The 18,024-nt window shown below is 67.7% G+C and carries 14 protein-coding genes; 12 read left to right on the forward strand and 2 right to left on the reverse strand.

The genetic code is table 11. The features are described 5' to 3' along the window. Window positions 1-25: 25 nt before the first annotated feature. Entirely contained in the window at window positions 26-496 is a 471-nt protein-coding gene (locus BCO18175_RS35105; RefSeq protein WP_254608220.1) for a hypothetical protein, read from the forward strand. Continuing rightward, entirely contained in the window at window positions 493-696 is a 204-nt protein-coding gene (locus BCO18175_RS35110; protein ID WP_174987694.1) for a hypothetical protein, read from the forward strand. Before BCO18175_RS35105 ends, BCO18175_RS35110 begins: the two co-directional genes overlap by 4 nt. A 179-nt stretch (window positions 697-875) precedes the next feature. On the opposite strand, the gene BCO18175_RS35115 is transcribed toward BCO18175_RS35110, so the two are convergent. Then, window positions 876-1,376 (reverse strand): Lrp/AsnC family transcriptional regulator, encoded by a 501-nt coding sequence (locus BCO18175_RS35115; protein WP_174914226.1) that lies wholly within the window; start codon window positions 1,374-1,376, stop codon window positions 876-878. Between the two features lie 192 nt (window positions 1,377-1,568). Between BCO18175_RS35115 and BCO18175_RS35120 the strand changes: the two genes are divergently transcribed. The 10 genes from BCO18175_RS35120 (at window position 1,569) to BCO18175_RS35165 (ending at window position 14,474) form a co-directional block, all read left to right on the forward strand. Then, window positions 1,569-2,585, forward strand: a complete 1,017-nt coding sequence (locus BCO18175_RS35120; RefSeq protein ID WP_174968022.1) for a 1-aminocyclopropane-1-carboxylate deaminase — start codon at window positions 1,569-1,571, stop codon at window positions 2,583-2,585. Window positions 2,586-3,160: 575 nt separating this feature from the next. Beyond that, on the forward strand, window positions 3,161-4,573 hold the full coding sequence (locus BCO18175_RS35125) for an undecaprenyl-phosphate glucose phosphotransferase (RefSeq protein ID WP_254608221.1): 1,413 nt from the start codon (window positions 3,161-3,163) through the stop codon (window positions 4,571-4,573). Window positions 4,574-4,625: 52 nt separating this feature from the next. Further along, complete coding sequence (locus BCO18175_RS35130) at window positions 4,626-5,798, forward strand: polysaccharide biosynthesis/export family protein (RefSeq protein ID WP_174987697.1); 1,173 nt, start codon at window positions 4,626-4,628, stop codon at window positions 5,796-5,798. Next, window positions 5,795-6,274, forward strand: a complete 480-nt coding sequence (locus tag BCO18175_RS35135; protein ID WP_174987700.1) for a low molecular weight protein-tyrosine-phosphatase — start codon at window positions 5,795-5,797, stop codon at window positions 6,272-6,274. Before BCO18175_RS35130 ends, BCO18175_RS35135 begins: the two co-directional genes overlap by 4 nt. Further along, a complete protein-coding gene (locus BCO18175_RS35140; protein ID WP_174987702.1) occupies window positions 6,271-8,565 on the forward strand; it encodes a polysaccharide biosynthesis tyrosine autokinase in 2,295 nt (764 codons plus the stop codon). The genes BCO18175_RS35135 and BCO18175_RS35140 overlap by 4 nt, the downstream gene beginning before the upstream one ends. Then, on the forward strand, window positions 8,562-9,809 hold the full coding sequence (locus BCO18175_RS35145) for a glycosyltransferase family 4 protein (protein ID WP_174987705.1): 1,248 nt from the start codon (window positions 8,562-8,564) through the stop codon (window positions 9,807-9,809). Before BCO18175_RS35140 ends, BCO18175_RS35145 begins: the two co-directional genes overlap by 4 nt. Next, window positions 9,806-11,008: a polysaccharide pyruvyl transferase family protein gene (locus BCO18175_RS35150; RefSeq protein ID WP_174987708.1), complete on the forward strand. Its 1,203-nt coding sequence runs from the start codon at window positions 9,806-9,808 to the stop codon at window positions 11,006-11,008. Before BCO18175_RS35145 ends, BCO18175_RS35150 begins: the two co-directional genes overlap by 4 nt. Beyond that, window positions 11,002-12,294 carry a polysaccharide biosynthesis protein gene (locus tag BCO18175_RS35155; protein WP_174987710.1) on the forward strand — a complete coding sequence of 431 codons (1,293 nt, stop codon included), beginning with the start codon at window positions 11,002-11,004 and terminating at the stop codon, window positions 12,292-12,294. Before BCO18175_RS35150 ends, BCO18175_RS35155 begins: the two co-directional genes overlap by 7 nt. Continuing rightward, window positions 12,284-13,411, forward strand: coding sequence for a hypothetical protein (locus BCO18175_RS35160; protein ID WP_254608222.1), 1,128 nt, complete (start codon window positions 12,284-12,286; stop codon window positions 13,409-13,411). Before BCO18175_RS35155 ends, BCO18175_RS35160 begins: the two co-directional genes overlap by 11 nt. 7 nt (window positions 13,412-13,418) lie before the next feature. Beyond that, window positions 13,419-14,474 (forward strand): acyltransferase family protein, encoded by a 1,056-nt coding sequence (locus tag BCO18175_RS35165; protein WP_174987713.1) that lies wholly within the window; start codon window positions 13,419-13,421, stop codon window positions 14,472-14,474. Between the two features lie 465 nt (window positions 14,475-14,939). On the opposite strand, the gene BCO18175_RS35170 is transcribed toward BCO18175_RS35165, so the two are convergent. Beyond that, entirely contained in the window at window positions 14,940-17,957 is a 3,018-nt protein-coding gene (locus tag BCO18175_RS35170; protein WP_174987716.1) for an ATP-binding protein, read from the reverse strand. Window positions 17,958-18,024 lie beyond the last annotated feature (67 nt).

Here is an 18,024-nt window from a genome sequence, read left to right on the forward strand (position 1 = left end):
AGTCTATTCGTCAGGAGAATTGCCCGTGGCAACACCGAGATGTTTGAGCGTTTCGGAAGCGTTTCAAGCCAACATGACCGCGCTGCATATGCCGGTTCCCACAACGCAATTCGCGACCCTGCAAACGGCGGTAGCGAGTGTCAGCACGATGATGGGCGCGCTGAACAAGCTAGGTCCGGATGCGACGGTCGCGGAATTGCTTGGCGCGACCACAAAACTCGAAGTGGCAACCGTCGTTGGGGCGATCCTCGGCAGCGCCTATCTGGGTGCGGTCATCGGTAGCCTGATGGTCGCGACAGATGCTGCGTCGGCATGCGGCATCGGCAAACACGGAAGCAATCTGTCCCTGGCGGTCGCGCAATGGGGCGCACGCTACCGCCTTGCGGTTCATCCGTTGATCATGGCGCAAATCCTGCGGCATCCCGAAGTTCTCGCGCCCGGCCCGCATAGCTATCTCGGGTTGAAGGCAAACACCGCAATCCGGGGTGCGCGATGAAGTGGATTTTGGACCGCTTGCTTCTCATCGTCACGGCGTTGATTTGCGCCACCGTAGGATGGACCATCATCGCCGCGACCGGCGAGTGGTTTCCCACCCTGATGATGTTGATCGCGTTCGCTACGCTGTGGGGCGATAACGCACGCCTGCGAAAGCTACTGGAACAAAACGGCATCGACCCGAGACGGCGAAAGCGGTAGCGAGTCGATTTGTCACGGCGACGAGCGCGGCTATACGCCTTTACCGCCGTGTTCGAGCGCGTGAAGGTTGGCACTGGTCATGCGGCGCCACTGGTGAGACTCCATGTGCCGATCGTGCTCACTTCGTTTTCCACGCATGCCGCCAACACAGCTTGCGCGGTAAGCCGCATCGCGATGCGCTACACCGGCAGCGCATGCGTCGACAGAATCTCCTTGAGCACCATGAACGAGCGCACCTGCCGCACGCCCGGCAGGTACAGCAGCTGTTCCGCATGCAGCCGGTTAAAGCTGTCGTTGTCGCGCGTGCGCACCAGCATGAAGTAGTCGAATTCGCCGGTCACGACGTGGCACTCGACGCACCCCGACACCTTCTGCGCGGCCTTCTCGAACGCGGCAAACGCCTCGGGTGTCGAGCGATCGAGCACGAAGCCGATCACGACGAGCATCCCGGCACCGAGCGGCTTCGGATCGAGCAACGCGACGATGCCGCGGATCAGCCCCATTTCCTTCAGACGCTCGACGCGCCGCAGGCACGCCGGCGCGCTCAGCTTCACCTTCGCCGCGAGGCTCACGTTGGAGATCGACGCGTCCTGCTGCAGTTGCCGCAGGATCGCGCGGTCGATGCGATCGAGCGCCGGTGCGGCGTCGGCCGGCGATGCGCTGCCTCGATCTAATTTCATTGCGCCATCCTCCTGCTCAGCGAATCAAAATTGTTTATAGCGTTCTCGTATCGTCGATAACGTAGGCCACCGCGATTTATTTCGCAAGCTCATTTCTCGCGCTTATCCCTATCATTTTCCTCGTCGGAACACGGCCTGCCGGCCGTGCCCGAACGATTCCGTTTCCCGCCCACCGCTTTCCGGAGCACGCCGATGAACCTGCAACGTTTCCCCCGTTATCCGCTCACGTTCGGCCCGACGCCGATCCAGCCGCTCAAGCGCCTGAGCGAGCACCTCGGCGGCAAGGTCGAGCTGTACGCGAAGCGCGAGGACTGCAACAGCGGCCTCGCGTTCGGCGGCAACAAGACGCGCAAGCTCGAATACCTCGTCCCCGATGCGCTCGAGCAGGGCGCGGATACGCTCGTGTCGATCGGCGGCGTGCAGTCGAACCAGACGCGCCAGGTCGCGGCCGTCGCCGCGCACCTCGGGATGAAATGCGTGCTCGTGCAGGAGCACTGGGTCAACTACGAAGATCCGGTGTACGACCGGGTCGGCAACATCCAGCTGTCGCGCATGATGGGCGCGGACGTGCGGCTCGTGTCCGACGGCTTCGACATCGGTATTCGCCGCAGCTGGGAAGAAGCGATGGAGAGCGTGCGGCAAGCGGGCGGCAAGCCCTACCCGATTCCGGCCGGCTGTTCCGAGCATCCGCTCGGCGGGCTCGGCTTCGTCGGTTTCGCGGAAGAAGTGCGTGCGCAGGAGGCACAACTCGGCTTCAAGTTCGACTACATCGTCGTGTGCTCGGTCACGGGCAGCACGCAGGCGGGGATGGTCGTCGGCTTCGCGGCCGACGGGCGCGCCGACCGCGTGATCGGGATCGACGCGTCGGCAACGCCCGAACGCACGCACGAGCAGATCACGCGCATCGCGCGGCACACCGCCGAACTCGTGGATCTCGGCCGGCCGATCACCGCGGCGGACGTGGTGCTCGACACGCGCTACGCCGGCCCCGAATACGGGTTGCCGAACGACGGCACACTCGAAGCGATTCGCCTGTGCGCACGGCTCGAAGGCATGCTGACGGATCCGGTGTACGAAGGGAAATCGATGCACGGGATGATCGACAAGGTCCGGCTTGGCGAATTCGAACCGGGGTCGAAAGTGCTGTATGCGCATCTCGGCGGCGTGCCGGCGTTGAGCGCGTATAGCGAGATTTTCCGGAACGGCTGAACAATTCGAGATGAAACGCCGGCACGCCATGGATCGCGTGCCGGCGCGTTGATCACGACGATCGCCCGGATCGTCGTCGTTGCTGCACCCTCTACGCGCCCTCCGTCCCGCACGCCATTTCTTCGGCTGCCATCCCCCCCTTCCTCGCGCGCCACGCTCCGCTTGTGGCGAATCGTTCGCCTCGACGATCCGACATTGCGCGTCCTTCTAAAGACAAGTCCGACTCAGTCAATCTGTCACTCGGACGCGAATCCGACTGATTCGTACACGTACTAATCCATTTCCACGGCATTTAGTAGGCGTTCTATTTAAATCAGGCCCCTGCTTCCTGAAAATTAACCCCGTCGAGTCGGCCGCAACGTTTCGCAAGCATTCGCCCTTCATGGCACGAGGCACGGAACGCACCGTTTCAGCTCATCAGGTCGACCGGCACCCCAGGCAGCGTCTCCTTCCCCGATGGCATTTCCCATGCAGTGGAAACGGCGGCCACGCTCTGCTCCGGCCGAGCGTGCGGTTTCGCGTCGCAATCGGGACGACGGACGTCCCTTTCAATCAGAACGGCAGCAGAAGGGTATATGGATATTTCATTCGAACCACGGCACGCGCATGCAGCGCGTGCCGCAGGCGGCCTGATCGCGCGCATTGCTGACGTCGCACTGATCTCGTTCGGCGCGCTGGCCGCCGCGCTGGTGTTGCCGGGCTCGGACAGCGACCGGTCCTCCGAACTAGCCGCCGTCGCCTGCGCGGCAACGTTCGCGCTGGTGCTGTTTCCGGCATTCCGCCTCTACACGGCGCCGACGCGTACCCCCAAGCACCACATGACGTTGCTTACCGCGTTTGCCTGGCTGATCGCGCAGGCTGGCGCAGCGATCGTGATGCTGGCGCTCGCGCCGACCCTTGCCATTCCGTTGCCCTGGTACCTGCTCTGGACCGCGACGAGCGGCATCGCCCTCGTCGCATCGCGCCTCATCGCCGGCACGACACTCGAACGGATCGGCCGCCCGCAGGAAAGCGATCGCCTCGTCGCGATCGTCGGCACCGGCGCCCATCGCGACGCCGTCCTCGACCGCATCGCCAGTGTGCCGTCGGCCGGATTCCGCGCGGCAGCGATGTTCGATATCGCCAGCGCCAACCCGACGAGCCCCGACGGCATGCCGCGCTTCTGCGAGCTCGATACGTTCGCACGGCATGTCCGCACACACGCGATTCCCGAAGTCTGGCTCGCGCTGCCGATCGGCGAGGCGCGCATCGTGATGGCCGTGCTCGATGCGTTCCGCGACGATCTCGTCAACATCCGCTTCATGCCGGACGTCAGCAAGCTCGCGATGTTCGACGGCGAAATGATCGACCTCGTCGGCGCACCCGCGATCAACCTGGTCGCGTCGCCGTTGTCGTCGCGCGCGCTGCTGCACAAGGCGATCTTCGATCGCGTGTTCGCGGCCGCCGTCCTCGTCGGGATGGCGCCGCTGCTGCTCGCGATCGCGGCGGCCGTGCGGCTGTCGTCTCGCGGCCCCGTGCTGTTCCGCCAGCAGCGCAAGGGCGCGGACGGACAGGCGTTCACGATCTTCAAGTTCCGCACGATGCGGCTGCACGACGCGGGCAACGAAGTGCACCAGGCGACGCGCGACGATCCGCGCATCACGCGGGTCGGCGCGTTCCTGCGCCGCACGAGCCTCGACGAGCTGCCGCAGTTCCTCAACGTGCTGCGCGGCGAGATGTCGGTCGTCGGCCCGCGCCCGCACGCGCTCGAACACGACGACCTCTACCGGAAGATCGTCGACGGCTATATCCACCGCTACCGCGTCAAGCCCGGCATCACCGGATGGGCGCAGATCAACGGCCTGCGCGGCGAGACCGATCGCGTCGAAAAAATGCAGCGCCGCGTCGAAGCCGATCTCCACTACCTGCGCAACTGGTCGTTCGCCCTCGACATGCGCATCGTCCTGGCCACCGCCCTGCGCGGCTGGTCCCACCGCAACGCGTACTGATACGCACGCGGCACCGCCATCGCGCGCCGCCGCATCACGATAAGGATGACTGATGACTTCCGTCATGATCGAGCGGGCCGGATCCGCACGCCCCTGCCGCATGCGCACGCTGCTGGCCGCAACGGTCAGCGTCGCGCTGTCGGCCTGTGCATTCGCGCCCGGCATGCAGATGAACCCACCGCCCGCCACCGCCACCGACGGCCAGCCTGCCGGGCACGCGAACGCCGGCGGGAGTGCCCTGCCGTTCCGGATCACGACGATCGACGCCGGCCTGATTCGCCAGCTCGACGCACAGGCCGCGCAGCAGCAAAACCTGCCATCCGACCGGCTGGCGGCCGCACCGGGCGCTTACCGCCTCGGCCCCGGCGACGTGCTGCAGATCACCGTCTGGGATCACCCCGAACTCGCTGCCGCGCAAGGCCCCGCGCAGCAGAACGCGCCACGCACGGCCGATCCGGTCGCGGGCTTCGTCGTCGATCCGCACGGCAACGTGGCGTTCCCGTTTGCCGGCAGCGTGCCGGTCGCCGGTCTCACGGCCGACGCAGCGCAGGCGCGCATCGCCGCCGCGCTGTCGCGCGTCTATCGCAATCCGCAAGTGACGCTGCGTGTCGCGTCGTTCCGCTCGCAGCAAGTCTATATCGACGGCGAAGTCCGCACGCCGGGCGCGCAGCCCGTCAACGACGTGCCGATGACGCTCTACGAAGCGCTCGGCCGCGCGGGCGGGCTCGCCACGGCCGCCGACCAGAGCCGCATGACGCTCGTGCGCGACGGCGTGTCCTATCCGCTCGACCTGACGCGCATGCTGCGCGACGGCCGCAATCCGGCCGACGTCGTGCTGGCCGCCGGCGACCTGCTGCACGTGCCGGCGCGCAGCGACTACGGCGTGTACGTGATGGGCGAGGTGAGCAAGCCGTCGCTCGCTGTGCCGCTGCGCGACGGCCGGCTGACGCTGTCCGACGCGCTGTCGCAGGCGGGCAGCGTGAACGCGAATACCGCCGACGCCGCGCAGATGTTCGTGATCCGCGGCTCGCAGACGGGCGATCCGCAGGTGTTCCACCTCGACGCGCGCTCGCCCGTGTCGATGGTGCTCGCCAACGAGTTCGCGCTGCAGCCGAAGGACATCGTCTATGTCGACGGCAACGGCCTGGTGCGCTTCAGCCGCGTGCTGAGCCTGCTGCTGCCCGGCGTCAACACCAGCGCCACCGCGGCGCTCGCCGTCAAATGAGCACCGTCGCCACGCTGCTAGTCGTGTGCGTCGGCAACGTCTGCCGCAGCCCGATGGCGCAGGCGCTGCTCGCCGCGCGCTTGCCAGGCGTCGACGTGCAGTCGGCCGGCATCGGCGCGCTCGACGGCCAGCCGGCCGACCCGCATGCCATCTGCCTGATGCACGAGCGCGGCCTCGACCTCGCCACGCACCGCGCACGCCAGGTGTCGTCACGGCACGTCACGCGCGCCGACCTGATCCTGACGATGGACCTCGAGCAGAAGCGCTGGCTCGAGCGCCGCCACCCATTCCTGTGCGGCCGCGTGTTCCGCCTCGGCGGCGCCGGTCATGGCTTCGACGTACCCGACCCGTATCTCGGCCCGCGCGCGTCGTTCGAACACAGCCTGCGGCTCATCGAGCGCGGCGTCGACGCGTGGTGCACGCGCATCGCGCCGCCCGCCGCCCCCTCCCCCCCGCTTTCCGGACCGAATCGATGACCTCTCCCGTTTCCCGCGAACGATCGCACGATCGCGGCGCCGAGCTCGACCTAGCCGGCGTCGTCGACGTGCTCGTGTCCCAACGCTGGCTGATCGCACTGGCAGCCGCCGCCTGCGTCGGCGCCGGCACGCTGTACGCATTTCTCGCCCCACCGCAATACCAGGCCGACATCCTGCTCCAGGTCGAGGACAGCGGCGCCCCATCCGCCGCGAACAGCATGCTCGGCGATGTGTCGTCGCTGTTCGACATCAAGTCGAGCGCATCGGCCGAAGCGCAGATTCTCGCGTCGCGGCTCGTCGTCACGCGTGCCGTCGACGAGCTGCGCAGCTACATCGTCGCGCAGCCGAAGCGTTTTCCGCTGGTCGGCGATTTCGTGTCGCGCTTCAACACCGGTCTCGCGCACCCCGGCCTCCTCGGTTTCGGCGGTTATGCATGGAGCGAGGAAGCGATCGGAATCGCGCGCTTCGACGTGCCCAGGCCGCTCGAAGGCGAGCGCTTCGAACTGACGCGGCTCGACGGCCAGCGCTACCGGCTGACCGGGCCCGTACTGCCGTCGGCCGTCACCGGCCGCATCGGGCGCCTGGAAACCTTCCCGACCGCGAGCGGCCCGATCGCGCTCGACGTCGCGCGCATCGACGCGAATCCTGCCACCCGCTTCACGCTCGTGCGCGAATCGCGCGCCGAGACGATCGACGCGCTGCGGCACGGCCTCGACGTCCAGGAAAAGATCAAGCAGTCGGGCGTGATCGTCGCGACGCTGCGCGGCCCCGACCCGCAACGAATCCAGGCGCAGTTGCAGGCAGTCGCGGACCACTACGTGCGCCAGCACATCGAGCGCAAGTCCGCCGACGCGGCGCAATCGCTCGCGTTTCTCAACGCGCAGCTGCCGGTGCTCAAGCGCCAGTTGCAGGACGCCGAGCAGCGCTACACCGACATGCGCAACGCGAACGGCACGATCGACCTGACCGAGGAAGCGAAGCTGATCCTGCAGCAGACGGCCGACGCGACCACGCGCCGCCTCGAACTGCAGCAAAAGCGTGACGAGATGGCCGCGCGCTTCGCGCCGGGCCACCCCGACATGGTCGCGCTCGACGCGCAGATCGCCACGCTCGGCCGCGAACAAAGCGGCTTCGAGCGTCAGGTGCGGCGGCTGCCCGACCTGCAGCAGAACGCCGTTCGGCTGATGCTCGACGTGAAGGTCGACACCGATCTCTATACGGCGCTGCTCGCGAACACGCAGCAGCTCGAACTGGTCAAGGCCGGCAAGACCGGCAGCGTGCGGCTCGTCGATACGGCGATCGTGCCCGAGGATCCCGTGCGCCCGAAGCGGCCCGTGGTAATCGCGGCGGCCGCGTTGATCGGGCTCGCGTTCGGCATCGCGCTCGCCTTTGCGCGCGACTTCCTGTTCGGCGGCGTCCGCCACGCGGACGAGATCGAGCGGCATCTCGACATCGACGTCTACGCGACGATTCCCGACTCGGTGGCGCAGCGGCAGATGGCGCGCCGCATCGCGCAGCACGCACCGGGGCCGAACCTGCTGAGCGCGCGGCACCCGCACGATCCGGCCGTGGAAAGCCTGCGGAGCCTGCGCACGGCGCTGCGCTTCGCGATGCAGGGCGCGCGCAACAACGTGCTGCTGCTGACCGGCCCCGCGCCGGGCGCGGGCAAGTCGTTCGTCGCGGCGAATTTCGCGGCGCTGCTCGCGGCCAACGGCGAGCGCGTGCTGCTCGTCGACGGCGACCTGCGCAAGGGGCATCTGCACGAATCGCTCGGTGTCCCGCGCGAGCAAGGTTTCGCCGAGCTGCTGTCGGGCACCGCCGCGCCGGCCGACGTGACCTGCCGCGACGTGGTGCCACGCCTCGATTTCATCGCGACCGGCGCGGTGCCCGCGTATCCGTCCGAGCTGCTTGCCGACGAATGCGTTGCCGCGCTGCTCGACGTGCTGTCGGCCCGCTACGACGTCGTCGTGATCGATGCAGCGCCGATTCTCGCGGTGACCGATGCGGTCACGCTCGGCCGCCATGCCGGCACCGTGCTGCTCACGGCGCGCGCCGCCTCGACACGCGTCGCCGAGCTGGACGAAGCCATGCGGCGCCTCGCGCACAACGGTGTCGCCGCGAGCGGCGTGCTGCTCAACGGCGTCGATCCGCACGTCGGCCGGTACGGCTCGCGCTACGGCGCCTATCGCTATACGCAGTACCGTTACGCGCCGCCGCGTCACGGCCTGGCATCGTCGATCGGCCGTACGCTGCGCGCGCTCGTGTCCCGCCGCCGGGGAGAGCCGCGATGAGCGATACCCGTCACCTCGAACGCGTCGCGATACGCGATGCCGCGCCGGCGGGCGCTTCCGCCACGATCGAATCGTGCTCCCGGCAAGCCCCGGCCCGCGCGGCGCGCCTGCGGATCGCGCTCGTCGTCGAAGCCGCGGGCGGCGGCGTGGCCGTCCATCTCGCCGACCTGATCGACGGATTGAGTGCCACCGGCGGCATCGAACTGCACCTGATCGTGCCGCACGGCCCGCGTTTCGACGCAACGATCCTCGATGCGCGCGTGCTGTCACGCTGCGCAAGCGTGCATACGGTGCCGATGCAGCGCGCGATCGGCTGGCGCGACGCGCTCGCGGTCGCCCACGTCTATCGCCGCCTGCAGCGCATCCGTCCCGACATCGTGCACAGCCACAGCTCGAAAGCCGGCGCGATCGCGCGCCTGTGCCAGGGGCCGTGGCGGCAGGTGTACACGCCGCACGCGGTCTATACGCTGAACCCGACGCTGGGCAACCGCCAGCGCCGTTTCTACGGAACCATCGAGCGGCTGCTCGGCCGCCTGTTCACGCACCGGATCGTCGCCGTCTCGCGCGACGAAGCGCAACACCTGAACGAAGCGCTCGGCATTCCGGCTGCGCGGGTCGACACGATCGTCAACGGCGTCAGACCGCCCGCACTGATGCCGCGCGAGGCGGCACGACATGCACTCGGCATCGCGCGTGATGCGCGCGTCGTCGGCTTCGTCGGACGCTTCGATCATCAGAAGGGCATCGACCGTCTCGTGCGGATCGCGCGCGGCGTGTATCGCCAATGCGGCCGCACCGTGCAGATCGTCGCGATCGGTTCCGGCGACTTCATCACGGCGGCCGGCAACGAAGCCGACGATCTTCCGCCGAATCTCCACGTCGCCGGCCGCGTAAACCACGCGAGCCGCTATTTCTCCGCATTCGACCTGTTCGCGTTGCCGAGCCGCTACGAAGGCTTTCCGTACGTGTGTCTCGAAGCGATGGCCGCCTGCGTGCCGATCGTCGCCACGCGGGTGTCCGGCGCGACCGAGCTGATCGACACGCATGGCATCGGCGTCGTGGTGCCGAACGAAGATGACACGACACGCTTCGCCCGCGCGATCGTCGCGCTTGCCAACGATCCGGCCGCACGCGACGCGATGCGCACGAACTGCGCAGCGGCCTTCGGTCACTTCTCGGCCGAAACGATGGTCGCGCACACGCTCGACCTCTATCACACCCTTTCCCAAAGAGGCCCGGCATGATTTCCCCCACTCACGTCGCGCTGCTGCACGCGTACAGCGCCCGCAATTCCGGTGACGGCCTGCTGGTCGACCTGTCCGTCGGCCTGCTCCGCGAGGCCTTCGGCGATGCCGTCCGCGTGTCGATCGTCGCGGCCGATCCGGCTTCGTTTCCGGCATACGACGACGTATGCGCGGCGCCCGTGCTCGCGGCGCGCGGCACGGACCGGCTGGTCGGTGCCGCCACCGCCGCGCTGCCCGTTCGAATGAACGGCAGGTTGAAAGCACTGCGCGGCCTGCTCGACGAAGTCGACCTGATCGTCGGCGTGGGCGGCGGCTATCTGCGTGCGCGCACGGCCATCGAAGCGCTCAAGCTCGAAGCCGGCCACCTGCTGCAAATGCGGGCCGCGCTCGCTTCCGGCAAGCCCGCCGTCTATCTGCCGCAAAGCATCGGCCCGGTGCTGTCCTCGCGCGCCGCCGGCACGCACCTGCAGTCGCTGCTCGGCGCGTTCGATTCGGTGTTCGTGCGCGACGACCGCTCCGCCGCCTTCCTCGCCGCGAATCCGAATGCGCGGCGCGCGCCCGATCTCGCCGTGCTCGACTTCGGGCATCGCAGCGAGACCATCCTTCGGCATGCCGCGCCGACAAGCGATACCGCCCGCCATGTCGCGTTCGTGCTGCGCCGCGCGCCGGCCTGGAGCGCGGAGCGACGCGCGCGCTACGACGCGTCGATCGCGCGGATGGTCGAACAGGCGCGCGCGACGTGCCGGGTCAGCTTTGCCGTGCAAAGCACCGGGCGCGGCAACGACGATCCTGCGTACTACCGCGGCCTCGGCATCCAGGAGCCGCTGACGCCGCTCAAGACGCTCCTCGAAACCGACCGGCCGGACGTCACGGTATCGGTTCGCCTGCACGGCGCGCTGGAATCGATCCTGCATGGCGTACCCGCGTTCCACGTCAGTTACGAACGCAAGGGATTCGGCGCGTATGCAGACATGAAGCTCGGCGACTGGGTCGTCAACGGCGCGGACTTCGATCCCGCGCGCGTCTGCCGGACGATCCTCGCACCCGGCGCGGCTACGGCGTTCTGGAATGCCGCACAGGGCGGTTTTGCGAGCATCCGCGCCGCACGCGCGCGCGTGATCGACGCGCTGCGCGCGGCCCATCGTGCCGACCTCGACATCGAAACGAAAGCCGAAGCCGACGAGGCCGTACCATGCTGACGCGCCTGCTCCTGCGCGGCCTGGCGCTCGGCCTGAAATTCGCGCTCGCGATCATCGTCGCGCGCACGCTCGGCTTCGACGCGGTCGCCGCGTACGGGCTCGCGGTCGCCGCCGCCGTGATCGCATCGAAACTGCTCGGCCTCGGCTTCAGTCCCGAACTCAACCGGCGGCTCAGCGAGCCCCATCCGCTGTCCGCGTTCGGCGCAATGCGCACCCTCTGCATCGTGTATGGCGGGCTCTACCTGCTGCTCGTCGCGACGCTCGCCATTGCGACCGCCAACGGCGATGCAGCCCTGCTCGCCCGCTTCGGCCTGTCGACGCGGCTCGCGTGGTGCGTGCTGCTCGTCGCGCTGTCCGAGCATGCGGCGTTCGAGGCGAACGGCTGGCTGTTCTCGCTGAATCGCCCTCGCGCCGGCTCGCTGCTCTTGTTTGTCCGCACCGGCGCATGGGCCGGCGTCGCGGGAGCGGGGTTGCTCGCTGGCGCCCTGCATTCGATCGAATCGGTGTTCGCGCTGTGGTTCGCGGCCAATGCGTGCGTCGTCGCGCTTTCGTGGTGGCGTATCGGCGCGGCTGCGCGCCGGGTGCGCGACAACCCGCAGGCTACTCGCGCACCAGCCGTGCGCGAGCGCGGCGTGCTGTCGGTCTGGCGGCACGGGATGCCGTTCTACGTGGCAGGCATCGTCCTCGCATCGTTGCAATACGCGGAGCGGTTCATCGGCGGCGGCCACCTCGGTGCCGATGCGCTCGGCCGGTACGTGTTCGCGTGGTCGATCGCCAATGCGATCCAGGCACTTGCGTTCTCGACCGTCGTCGTGACGGCCGGCCCGCGCTTCGTGCGCGTGCTGTCCGACGCGCCGCACACATTCTTCCGGCTTGCCATGCGCGCGACGATGGCCAGCGTGGCCGTCACTTCGATCGCGGCGGCCGTGATCCTCGCGCTGCACCGCGACCTGCTCGCGCTCGCGCACGAGCCGGCGACCACCGGGCAGTTCGCGCTGCTCGCGACCCTGCTCGTGTCGTTCGTGCTGCGCGGCGCGGCGGACGTGCTGTGGACGGCCGCGATCGCGCTGCGTACCGGCTGCACCGTGATGCTGTCGATGATCGCGCTCGCGCTGTCGTACCTGCCGCTTGCGTGGAGCCTGATCGTCCACGCTGGCGCGATGGGGGCGGCCATCGCGCATCTGGCGGCCAGCGCCGGCATCGTCACCACGCTGGCGCTGATCGTCGCGCGCACCGGCCGGTCCCGCGCGGCCGCCGGCAGGGAGGCTGCCCTGCATGCTGCGTAACCTGATAGCCGGTGGCCCGGCGCTGAGCCGCGGCGTGACGCGCGCCGTCGGCGCGATGATCGTGTTCGTCTACTGGATCGTCTACGCAAAGGCCGGCACGCTCCTGCCCGAGTTCGTGTTCCGTGACGCGGAGAAGATCCAGAGCCAGATCGGCGGCGGCAGCACCTACGAGGGCACGTCGTTCGATGCGGTCGCGAAATTCTATGCGCTGCTCGGCCCGGCCGGCACGTCGCTGTTCGTTGCCGCGATCGGTACGGCGTTCATCTGGCGGATCGTCGGCGAAGGCCGCCGCCTCGGGTCGCTGGCCGCGACCATCGTCCTGCTAGCGCCGTGCGTGTTCTTCAACCTGTTCGTCGCAAGCAAGGACACGCTCGTCGTCCTGATCGCGCTCGTACTGGCCAGCACTGCGCGACGTCGATCGACCGCGTGGACCCTCGCGGCCGTCGTCGCGCTCTACGCCGGCTACGCGGCCGTCGTGCGCAGCTACTTCGCGCTGGTTCTCGCGATTGCGCTGGCCGCGTTCCTGTTCCGGCACGTGTCATGGCGCGGCAGGACGTTGCTGATCGGCGCGGCCTCGATCACGCTGTTCCTGCTGCCGTCGGATGTGTACTACCTGCTCCAGCATCCTCGCGACATGGCCGCCGACTATCTCGCCTACGGCTCGCCGTTCGGCGCGCGCACGAGTTTCTACAACCCGGTCGCTCCCGATTCGTTCATCGCCTTTTGCGCAAACTATGCGTATGCGGTGCTGCGGTTGAATCTGCCGCTGCTGTTCGACTTGGGCCTCAAGGAATGCGCGATGCAGTTGTTCGTGTGGATCGCGCTGGCGGCCGTGTGGCGTCGCGCACGGCATCACGCGCATCCAGCCCGTGACCTGCTCGCCTGCGTCGTCATCGGTCACGTCGCCGTATCGATGTTGTTCGAACCCGATCTCGGCAGCTATACACGCCATCTGTCGAGCGTCGCCTTGCTCTGCGCACTTCAGTTCGCCGGATTCGATTCGCGTGCCGGTCGACGCGGACCAAAGCGCGATGCCGCGACGAATGACACACCGCCACCAAGCGTTCCCGCCGCGCCGACGCTCGCCCGCCTGGCGCACGAGGACACCACCCGCTGAACCCGACATGCAGACCTTCCCCATCCATTCCGGCATCTTCCGGAACCTCCAGTGCGCACGCGCGTTCGCGGCGCTCGCCGTCGTCGGCTATCACATGGGCGTCCTGCCATTCGGGCAGGCCGGCGTCGATATCTTCTTCGTCATCAGCGGCTTCATCATGTCCGTCGTCGCGCCACGCGAGGAGCACGCGTTCCTGCGCAAGCGCCTGATCCGGATCGTGCCGCTCTACTGGCTGACCACGCTGGGCGTGTTCGCGATCGCGGCCGTGAAGCCCCAATGGCTGAATTCGACGACAGCCGGCCTCGGCTATCTCGTGAAGTCGCTGCTTTTCGTGCCGTACGTGAAGGAGAACGGCCATTGGGGGCCGCTGAACCTCAACGGCTGGACGCTCGAATACGAGATGCTGTTCTACCTCGTCATCGCCGGATCGATGTGGTTCGTCCGTGCCCGCCATGCAACGACGTTCGCGGCCGTCGCGCTTGCGCTGTTCTGCGCGTACGTGGCCGCCGGCGGCCCGGCAGGCGAAGTCGCCGCCCATCTCGGCCGGCCGTTCGTGCTCGAGTTCGGGCTCGGGGTACTCGCCTGCCGTCTGCTGGAAACCGGCATCGCCGGGCGCATTCCGCGCTTCGCGTGGCTCGCGGCGGCCTCAGCGGCGCTCGCGGCGATACCACTCGCCGCCACCTTGTCCGGCACGCCGGCCGGCTTTGAACGTGTTTTCTGGTGGGGTATGCCGGCCTTCGTGCTGATCGTCGCCGTGGTCGCGCTCGACCTGCGGGGCTGGTCAATCGGGAACGCGACGCTCGCCCGCCTCGGCGATGCGAGCTATTCGATCTATTTGCTGCATCCGTATGTGATCGGTGCCGCGATCAAGATCGTCGGGGTGCGCCTCGACGCCGGCACGTGGCTGGGCACGGCGACCGTGCTCGCGACGCTGGTTGCAGTCTGCGCATGCGGTTGGGCCTGTCATGCGTGGATCGAGCGCCCGATGCTTGCTGTCTTGAAGCATTGGATATCGCGGAAGCGCCGCGCATCGGCGGGCTCGTCGGGATCGAAAACGGTGTGATCGACCATTCGCGGGGTACCGGCAGCGCCATCGACGACCGCAATTTCGCGAACGTTCGACGTGTTCGGCAATTCGTCCTTGAGTGAATATCGCCAGAACTACAGCGCTCGCCGGTGTCGACTACCGGGCGCTATGGGGCAATCGTGCAAGCGGAAGCAGCGGTGAACGGATCGGCAGCAACCTCGGCGTATTGATCCGTTCAGAATGAATTACTTGTTCGTACGGGTCGTGCCACGGCGGGCGGCGAAGCGCCATCGCCGTGGCACATCCGCTGTCGGTCGAATCCGGCGATGCGCCGCGGCGCCTGGCGATCGCGTCCTATCCCCGCGCGACGCGTTTGCTTTCTTTTAATGAATGCGCCGCTGCCCGATTTTGCTTCCAGTCATTTCCATCTGCGCGCCGACCGACATCATGACGCCCAGTCCGGCAGGATGCGCGACGATCCTTGACCATCTCCGCGCCGCCTCAATGGCCGATCCGCTCCAGCGCAAGGTCGATCACACCCCGGAACGCGTCCCAGTGCAATTCGAACGCCGCGGTGCCGCCCGAACTCACGGTCGCTTCCATCTGTGCACACGCGTCGCGCGCGACACTGTCGCCGGCCAGCGCGAAACCGCCGCGCACCGAGTGCAGTTCTATCGCGAGCGCATTCGCGTTGCCGTTCGACAGCGCCGCCTCGATCGTACCCAGCGAGCGCAGCGTGGCTTCGCGCAACGCGTGGCGAATTTCGTCGGTCACGAACGGTGACCGCTCACGCGCCGCGGATTGCGCATGCTCCGCCCGCACGCCCCGTTGCCCCCCATGCCGCTGCAATGCCGCGTCAAGCACATCCATCGACAACGGCTTGAGCACGACCGCCGCCACCCCCACCTGTGCACAGCGGCGACGATCTTCATCGGTCGCGTGAGCGGTCATCGCAATCACCGGTACTTGCGCGCCCTGCTCGCGCAGGAAATTCGCCAATGCGAAGCCGTCGAGCTGCGGCATGTTCAGATCGGTCAGCACCACGTCGAACGGGTGCTCGAAGTATGCACGCATCGCTTCGACACCGTTCTCGACGATCGTCGCGTCGTGGCCGAGCGCATCGAGTTGATCCCGCAGCAGCGCGCGGCTGGCCGGGTGATCTTCGGCAACGAGCACGCGCAGCGGCGGCAGGTCATCGTGTTGCCGCGGCGCGTTCGGAGCGTGCGCCGCATCCGGTTCCGGTTCTGCCCCCCGCCAGCCGGCAGGCGCGGCGGGTAGCGGCAGTGTTGCCACGAACGTCGACCCCGCGCCTACCCGGCTCTCGACCGTCAGCTCGCCGTTCATCAACCGCGCAATGCGCCGGCACAGCGGCAATCCCAGCCCGGTGCCGCCGAAACGGCGATAGATCGAAGCATCGGCCTGCATGTAGACGTCGAACAGCGTCGGCAACGCCTCCTCGGGAATGCCGACGCCCGTATCGCGCACGGCGATCTCGACGTGGCCGGCGCCGATGTCGCCGCGAGCGAGCCGCGCGTCGATCGCAATGGCCCCGCGCTCCGTGAACTTGATCGCATTGCCCACGAGGTTCGACACGATCTGCCGCAGCCGTGTCGGGTCGCCGATATGGCCATCCGCCAGTTCGGCCGCGATACCGCACTCGAGCGTCAGCCCTTTCGCTTCCGCGAGCGGCCGGAAAATCGCTGCGACGTCCTGCAGCACGCGCTTCAAGTCGAACGGAATCTGCTCCAGCGCCATCTGGTTCGATTCCGCCTTCGACAGGTCGAGCACGTCGTTGATCACGCGCAGCAGCGCATCCGACGACGAGACGATCGTCTTCAGGCGGTGCCGCTCGACCGCCGGCAATTCGGCCCGCTCCATCAGTTCCAGGTTGCCGACGATCGCATTGAGCGGCGTGCGGATCTCGTGACTCATCGTCGCGAGGAACGTCGATTTCGCCTTGTTGGCGTCGTCCGCGGCTACGCGCGCTTCGCGCAGCTTGTCCTCGGTCAGCTTGCGGGCCGTGACGTCGGTCAGCGTGCAGAGCAGCACGTCGACGCCGCGGAACCTGGTGCGGACGATGTACGCCGCGAGATACGTCGTGTCGTGACCGGTGCGCTCGACCGCCAGTTCCTGCTGCATGACGAAGCGCCGCTCGTCCGCGCCGGCCCGTTGTCGCTCGCGACAGGCCCGCCAGATACGTTTGCCGAGCGGGAGCCCCGATACGCCATCTTCGTACGCGAGCGCGGCGTCGTTGCGCACCATCGTTTCGCCATCGGCCGCCGACAGCAGCAGCAGCCCGGCCGGTGCGTTGCGGATCAGCGTCCGGTTGAATGCCTCGCTTTCGATCAGGCGGATCGCGCGCCGGTTTGCCGGGCGCAGCGCGCGACGATCGAACACGACGATCGTGAACCAGAGCAGCGCAATGCCGAACAGCGCGATGCCGAGTGTCACACTCGCGCGGACCCAGATTGCTTTCGCCACGCTGCGCCACGAGAAAGTCGTCACCATGACGAGGCTCGAATCGGGCAGGCGGTCGCTGACGACGAACCGCGTGCCGATCCTGCGCACGATCACGTGCTCGCCGAACGGATCGCGAACGCCGGCCAGCGCATGCCCGATCATCGCCGGATCGCGCAGGTTCCCGAACACGATATTCCGGCGCGCATCGACCACGGCGATATCCTCGTCGTCCGAGTCCGGCGACATGACGTGGCCGAGGTTGAACGTGCCGTTGAACACGATCCAGCCGAACGGCCGCCCGGCCGAGTCGTCCAGCCGCCGGGCGAACCGCACGAGCGTACGCCCGACGATCGGATCGAAGCGGCGATCGAGCATGAACGTGGCGTCCTCCATGTCGGGCTTCTGCTTCGCCGCACCGGTGGGCATCAGCGCGGCGATCAGCGCCTTCACGTCGATATCGGGCGGAAGCGCACGTGCACGCGCGACGAGCCCTCCGCCCTGCACTGCGAAGAACGGGGCGTCGAGCCCGATCAGATAGCCACCGAAGGGCTCGGCATCGACCGGCTTTGGCCGATATCGCGCATTCGAGCCGATTAGCCCGAGCGCGGTCCCGAGATACCGTGCATACGATTCGGCGGGATGGCCCACCCCGATCCCGGCCACCAAAAGGATCGGCTCTCCGCCGCCCTCGGTCCGCAGGGGCAGCCGGCCCTGCTGCGCCGATAATGCCCGCATCGCTTCCGGCGACGGTCGCAAGTCCCGATTCCAGGCCTGTTCCACCCGGTTCCCGAGGTTCAACAGCATCCGGTCCGCACTCTGCTGTGTCGCGTAAAACACGGCTTCGCGCTGCAGAAACGTCGAACGCGCTCGCGAGTAGTAGTCCTGCACGTCGAGCCACAGGACGAGCGCTGTGCAGACAAGCATGAACAGCGTGACCGCCGTGCCGCCGCCGTACAGCAAAAGCGCCTGCTGACGCCGGACCCGGTACGGATCGAACGCCTTGTGGCCGGTCACGGGCCTGGCCGCGTGCGACGCGAGTCGTTTCAGTTTTGCGGGCATGGATCCATTATCGGTGGCGGCGAACGCGGCAATCACGCGCCGGACGTGCGCATCCGGCAGACTGCCG

This window comes from Burkholderia lata (genome assembly GCF_902499335.1).
Lineage (GTDB): Bacteria > Pseudomonadota > Gammaproteobacteria > Burkholderiales > Burkholderiaceae > Burkholderia > Burkholderia lata_B.

Coding starts and splice junctions, on each gene's coding strand:
- BCO18175_RS35110 (WP_174987694.1), top strand. CDS start 493: ATGAAGTGGATTTTGGACCGCTTGCTTCTCATCGTCACGGCGTTGATT.
- BCO18175_RS35115 (WP_174914226.1), bottom strand. CDS start 1,376: ATGAAATTAGATCGAGGCAGCGCATCGCCGGCCGACGCCGCACCGGCG.
- BCO18175_RS35120 (WP_174968022.1), top strand. CDS start 1,569: ATGAACCTGCAACGTTTCCCCCGTTATCCGCTCACGTTCGGCCCGACG.
- BCO18175_RS35125 (WP_254608221.1), top strand. CDS start 3,161: ATGGATATTTCATTCGAACCACGGCACGCGCATGCAGCGCGTGCCGCA.
- BCO18175_RS35130 (WP_174987697.1), top strand. CDS start 4,626: ATGACTTCCGTCATGATCGAGCGGGCCGGATCCGCACGCCCCTGCCGC.
- BCO18175_RS35135 (WP_174987700.1), top strand. CDS start 5,795: ATGAGCACCGTCGCCACGCTGCTAGTCGTGTGCGTCGGCAACGTCTGC.
- BCO18175_RS35140 (WP_174987702.1), top strand. CDS start 6,271: ATGACCTCTCCCGTTTCCCGCGAACGATCGCACGATCGCGGCGCCGAG.
- BCO18175_RS35145 (WP_174987705.1), top strand. CDS start 8,562: ATGAGCGATACCCGTCACCTCGAACGCGTCGCGATACGCGATGCCGCG.
- BCO18175_RS35150 (WP_174987708.1), top strand. CDS start 9,806: ATGATTTCCCCCACTCACGTCGCGCTGCTGCACGCGTACAGCGCCCGC.
- BCO18175_RS35155 (WP_174987710.1), top strand. CDS start 11,002: ATGCTGACGCGCCTGCTCCTGCGCGGCCTGGCGCTCGGCCTGAAATTC.
- BCO18175_RS35160 (WP_254608222.1), top strand. CDS start 12,284: ATGCTGCGTAACCTGATAGCCGGTGGCCCGGCGCTGAGCCGCGGCGTG.
- BCO18175_RS35165 (WP_174987713.1), top strand. CDS start 13,419: ATGCAGACCTTCCCCATCCATTCCGGCATCTTCCGGAACCTCCAGTGC.
- BCO18175_RS35170 (WP_174987716.1), bottom strand. CDS start 17,957: ATGCCCGCAAAACTGAAACGACTCGCGTCGCACGCGGCCAGGCCCGTG.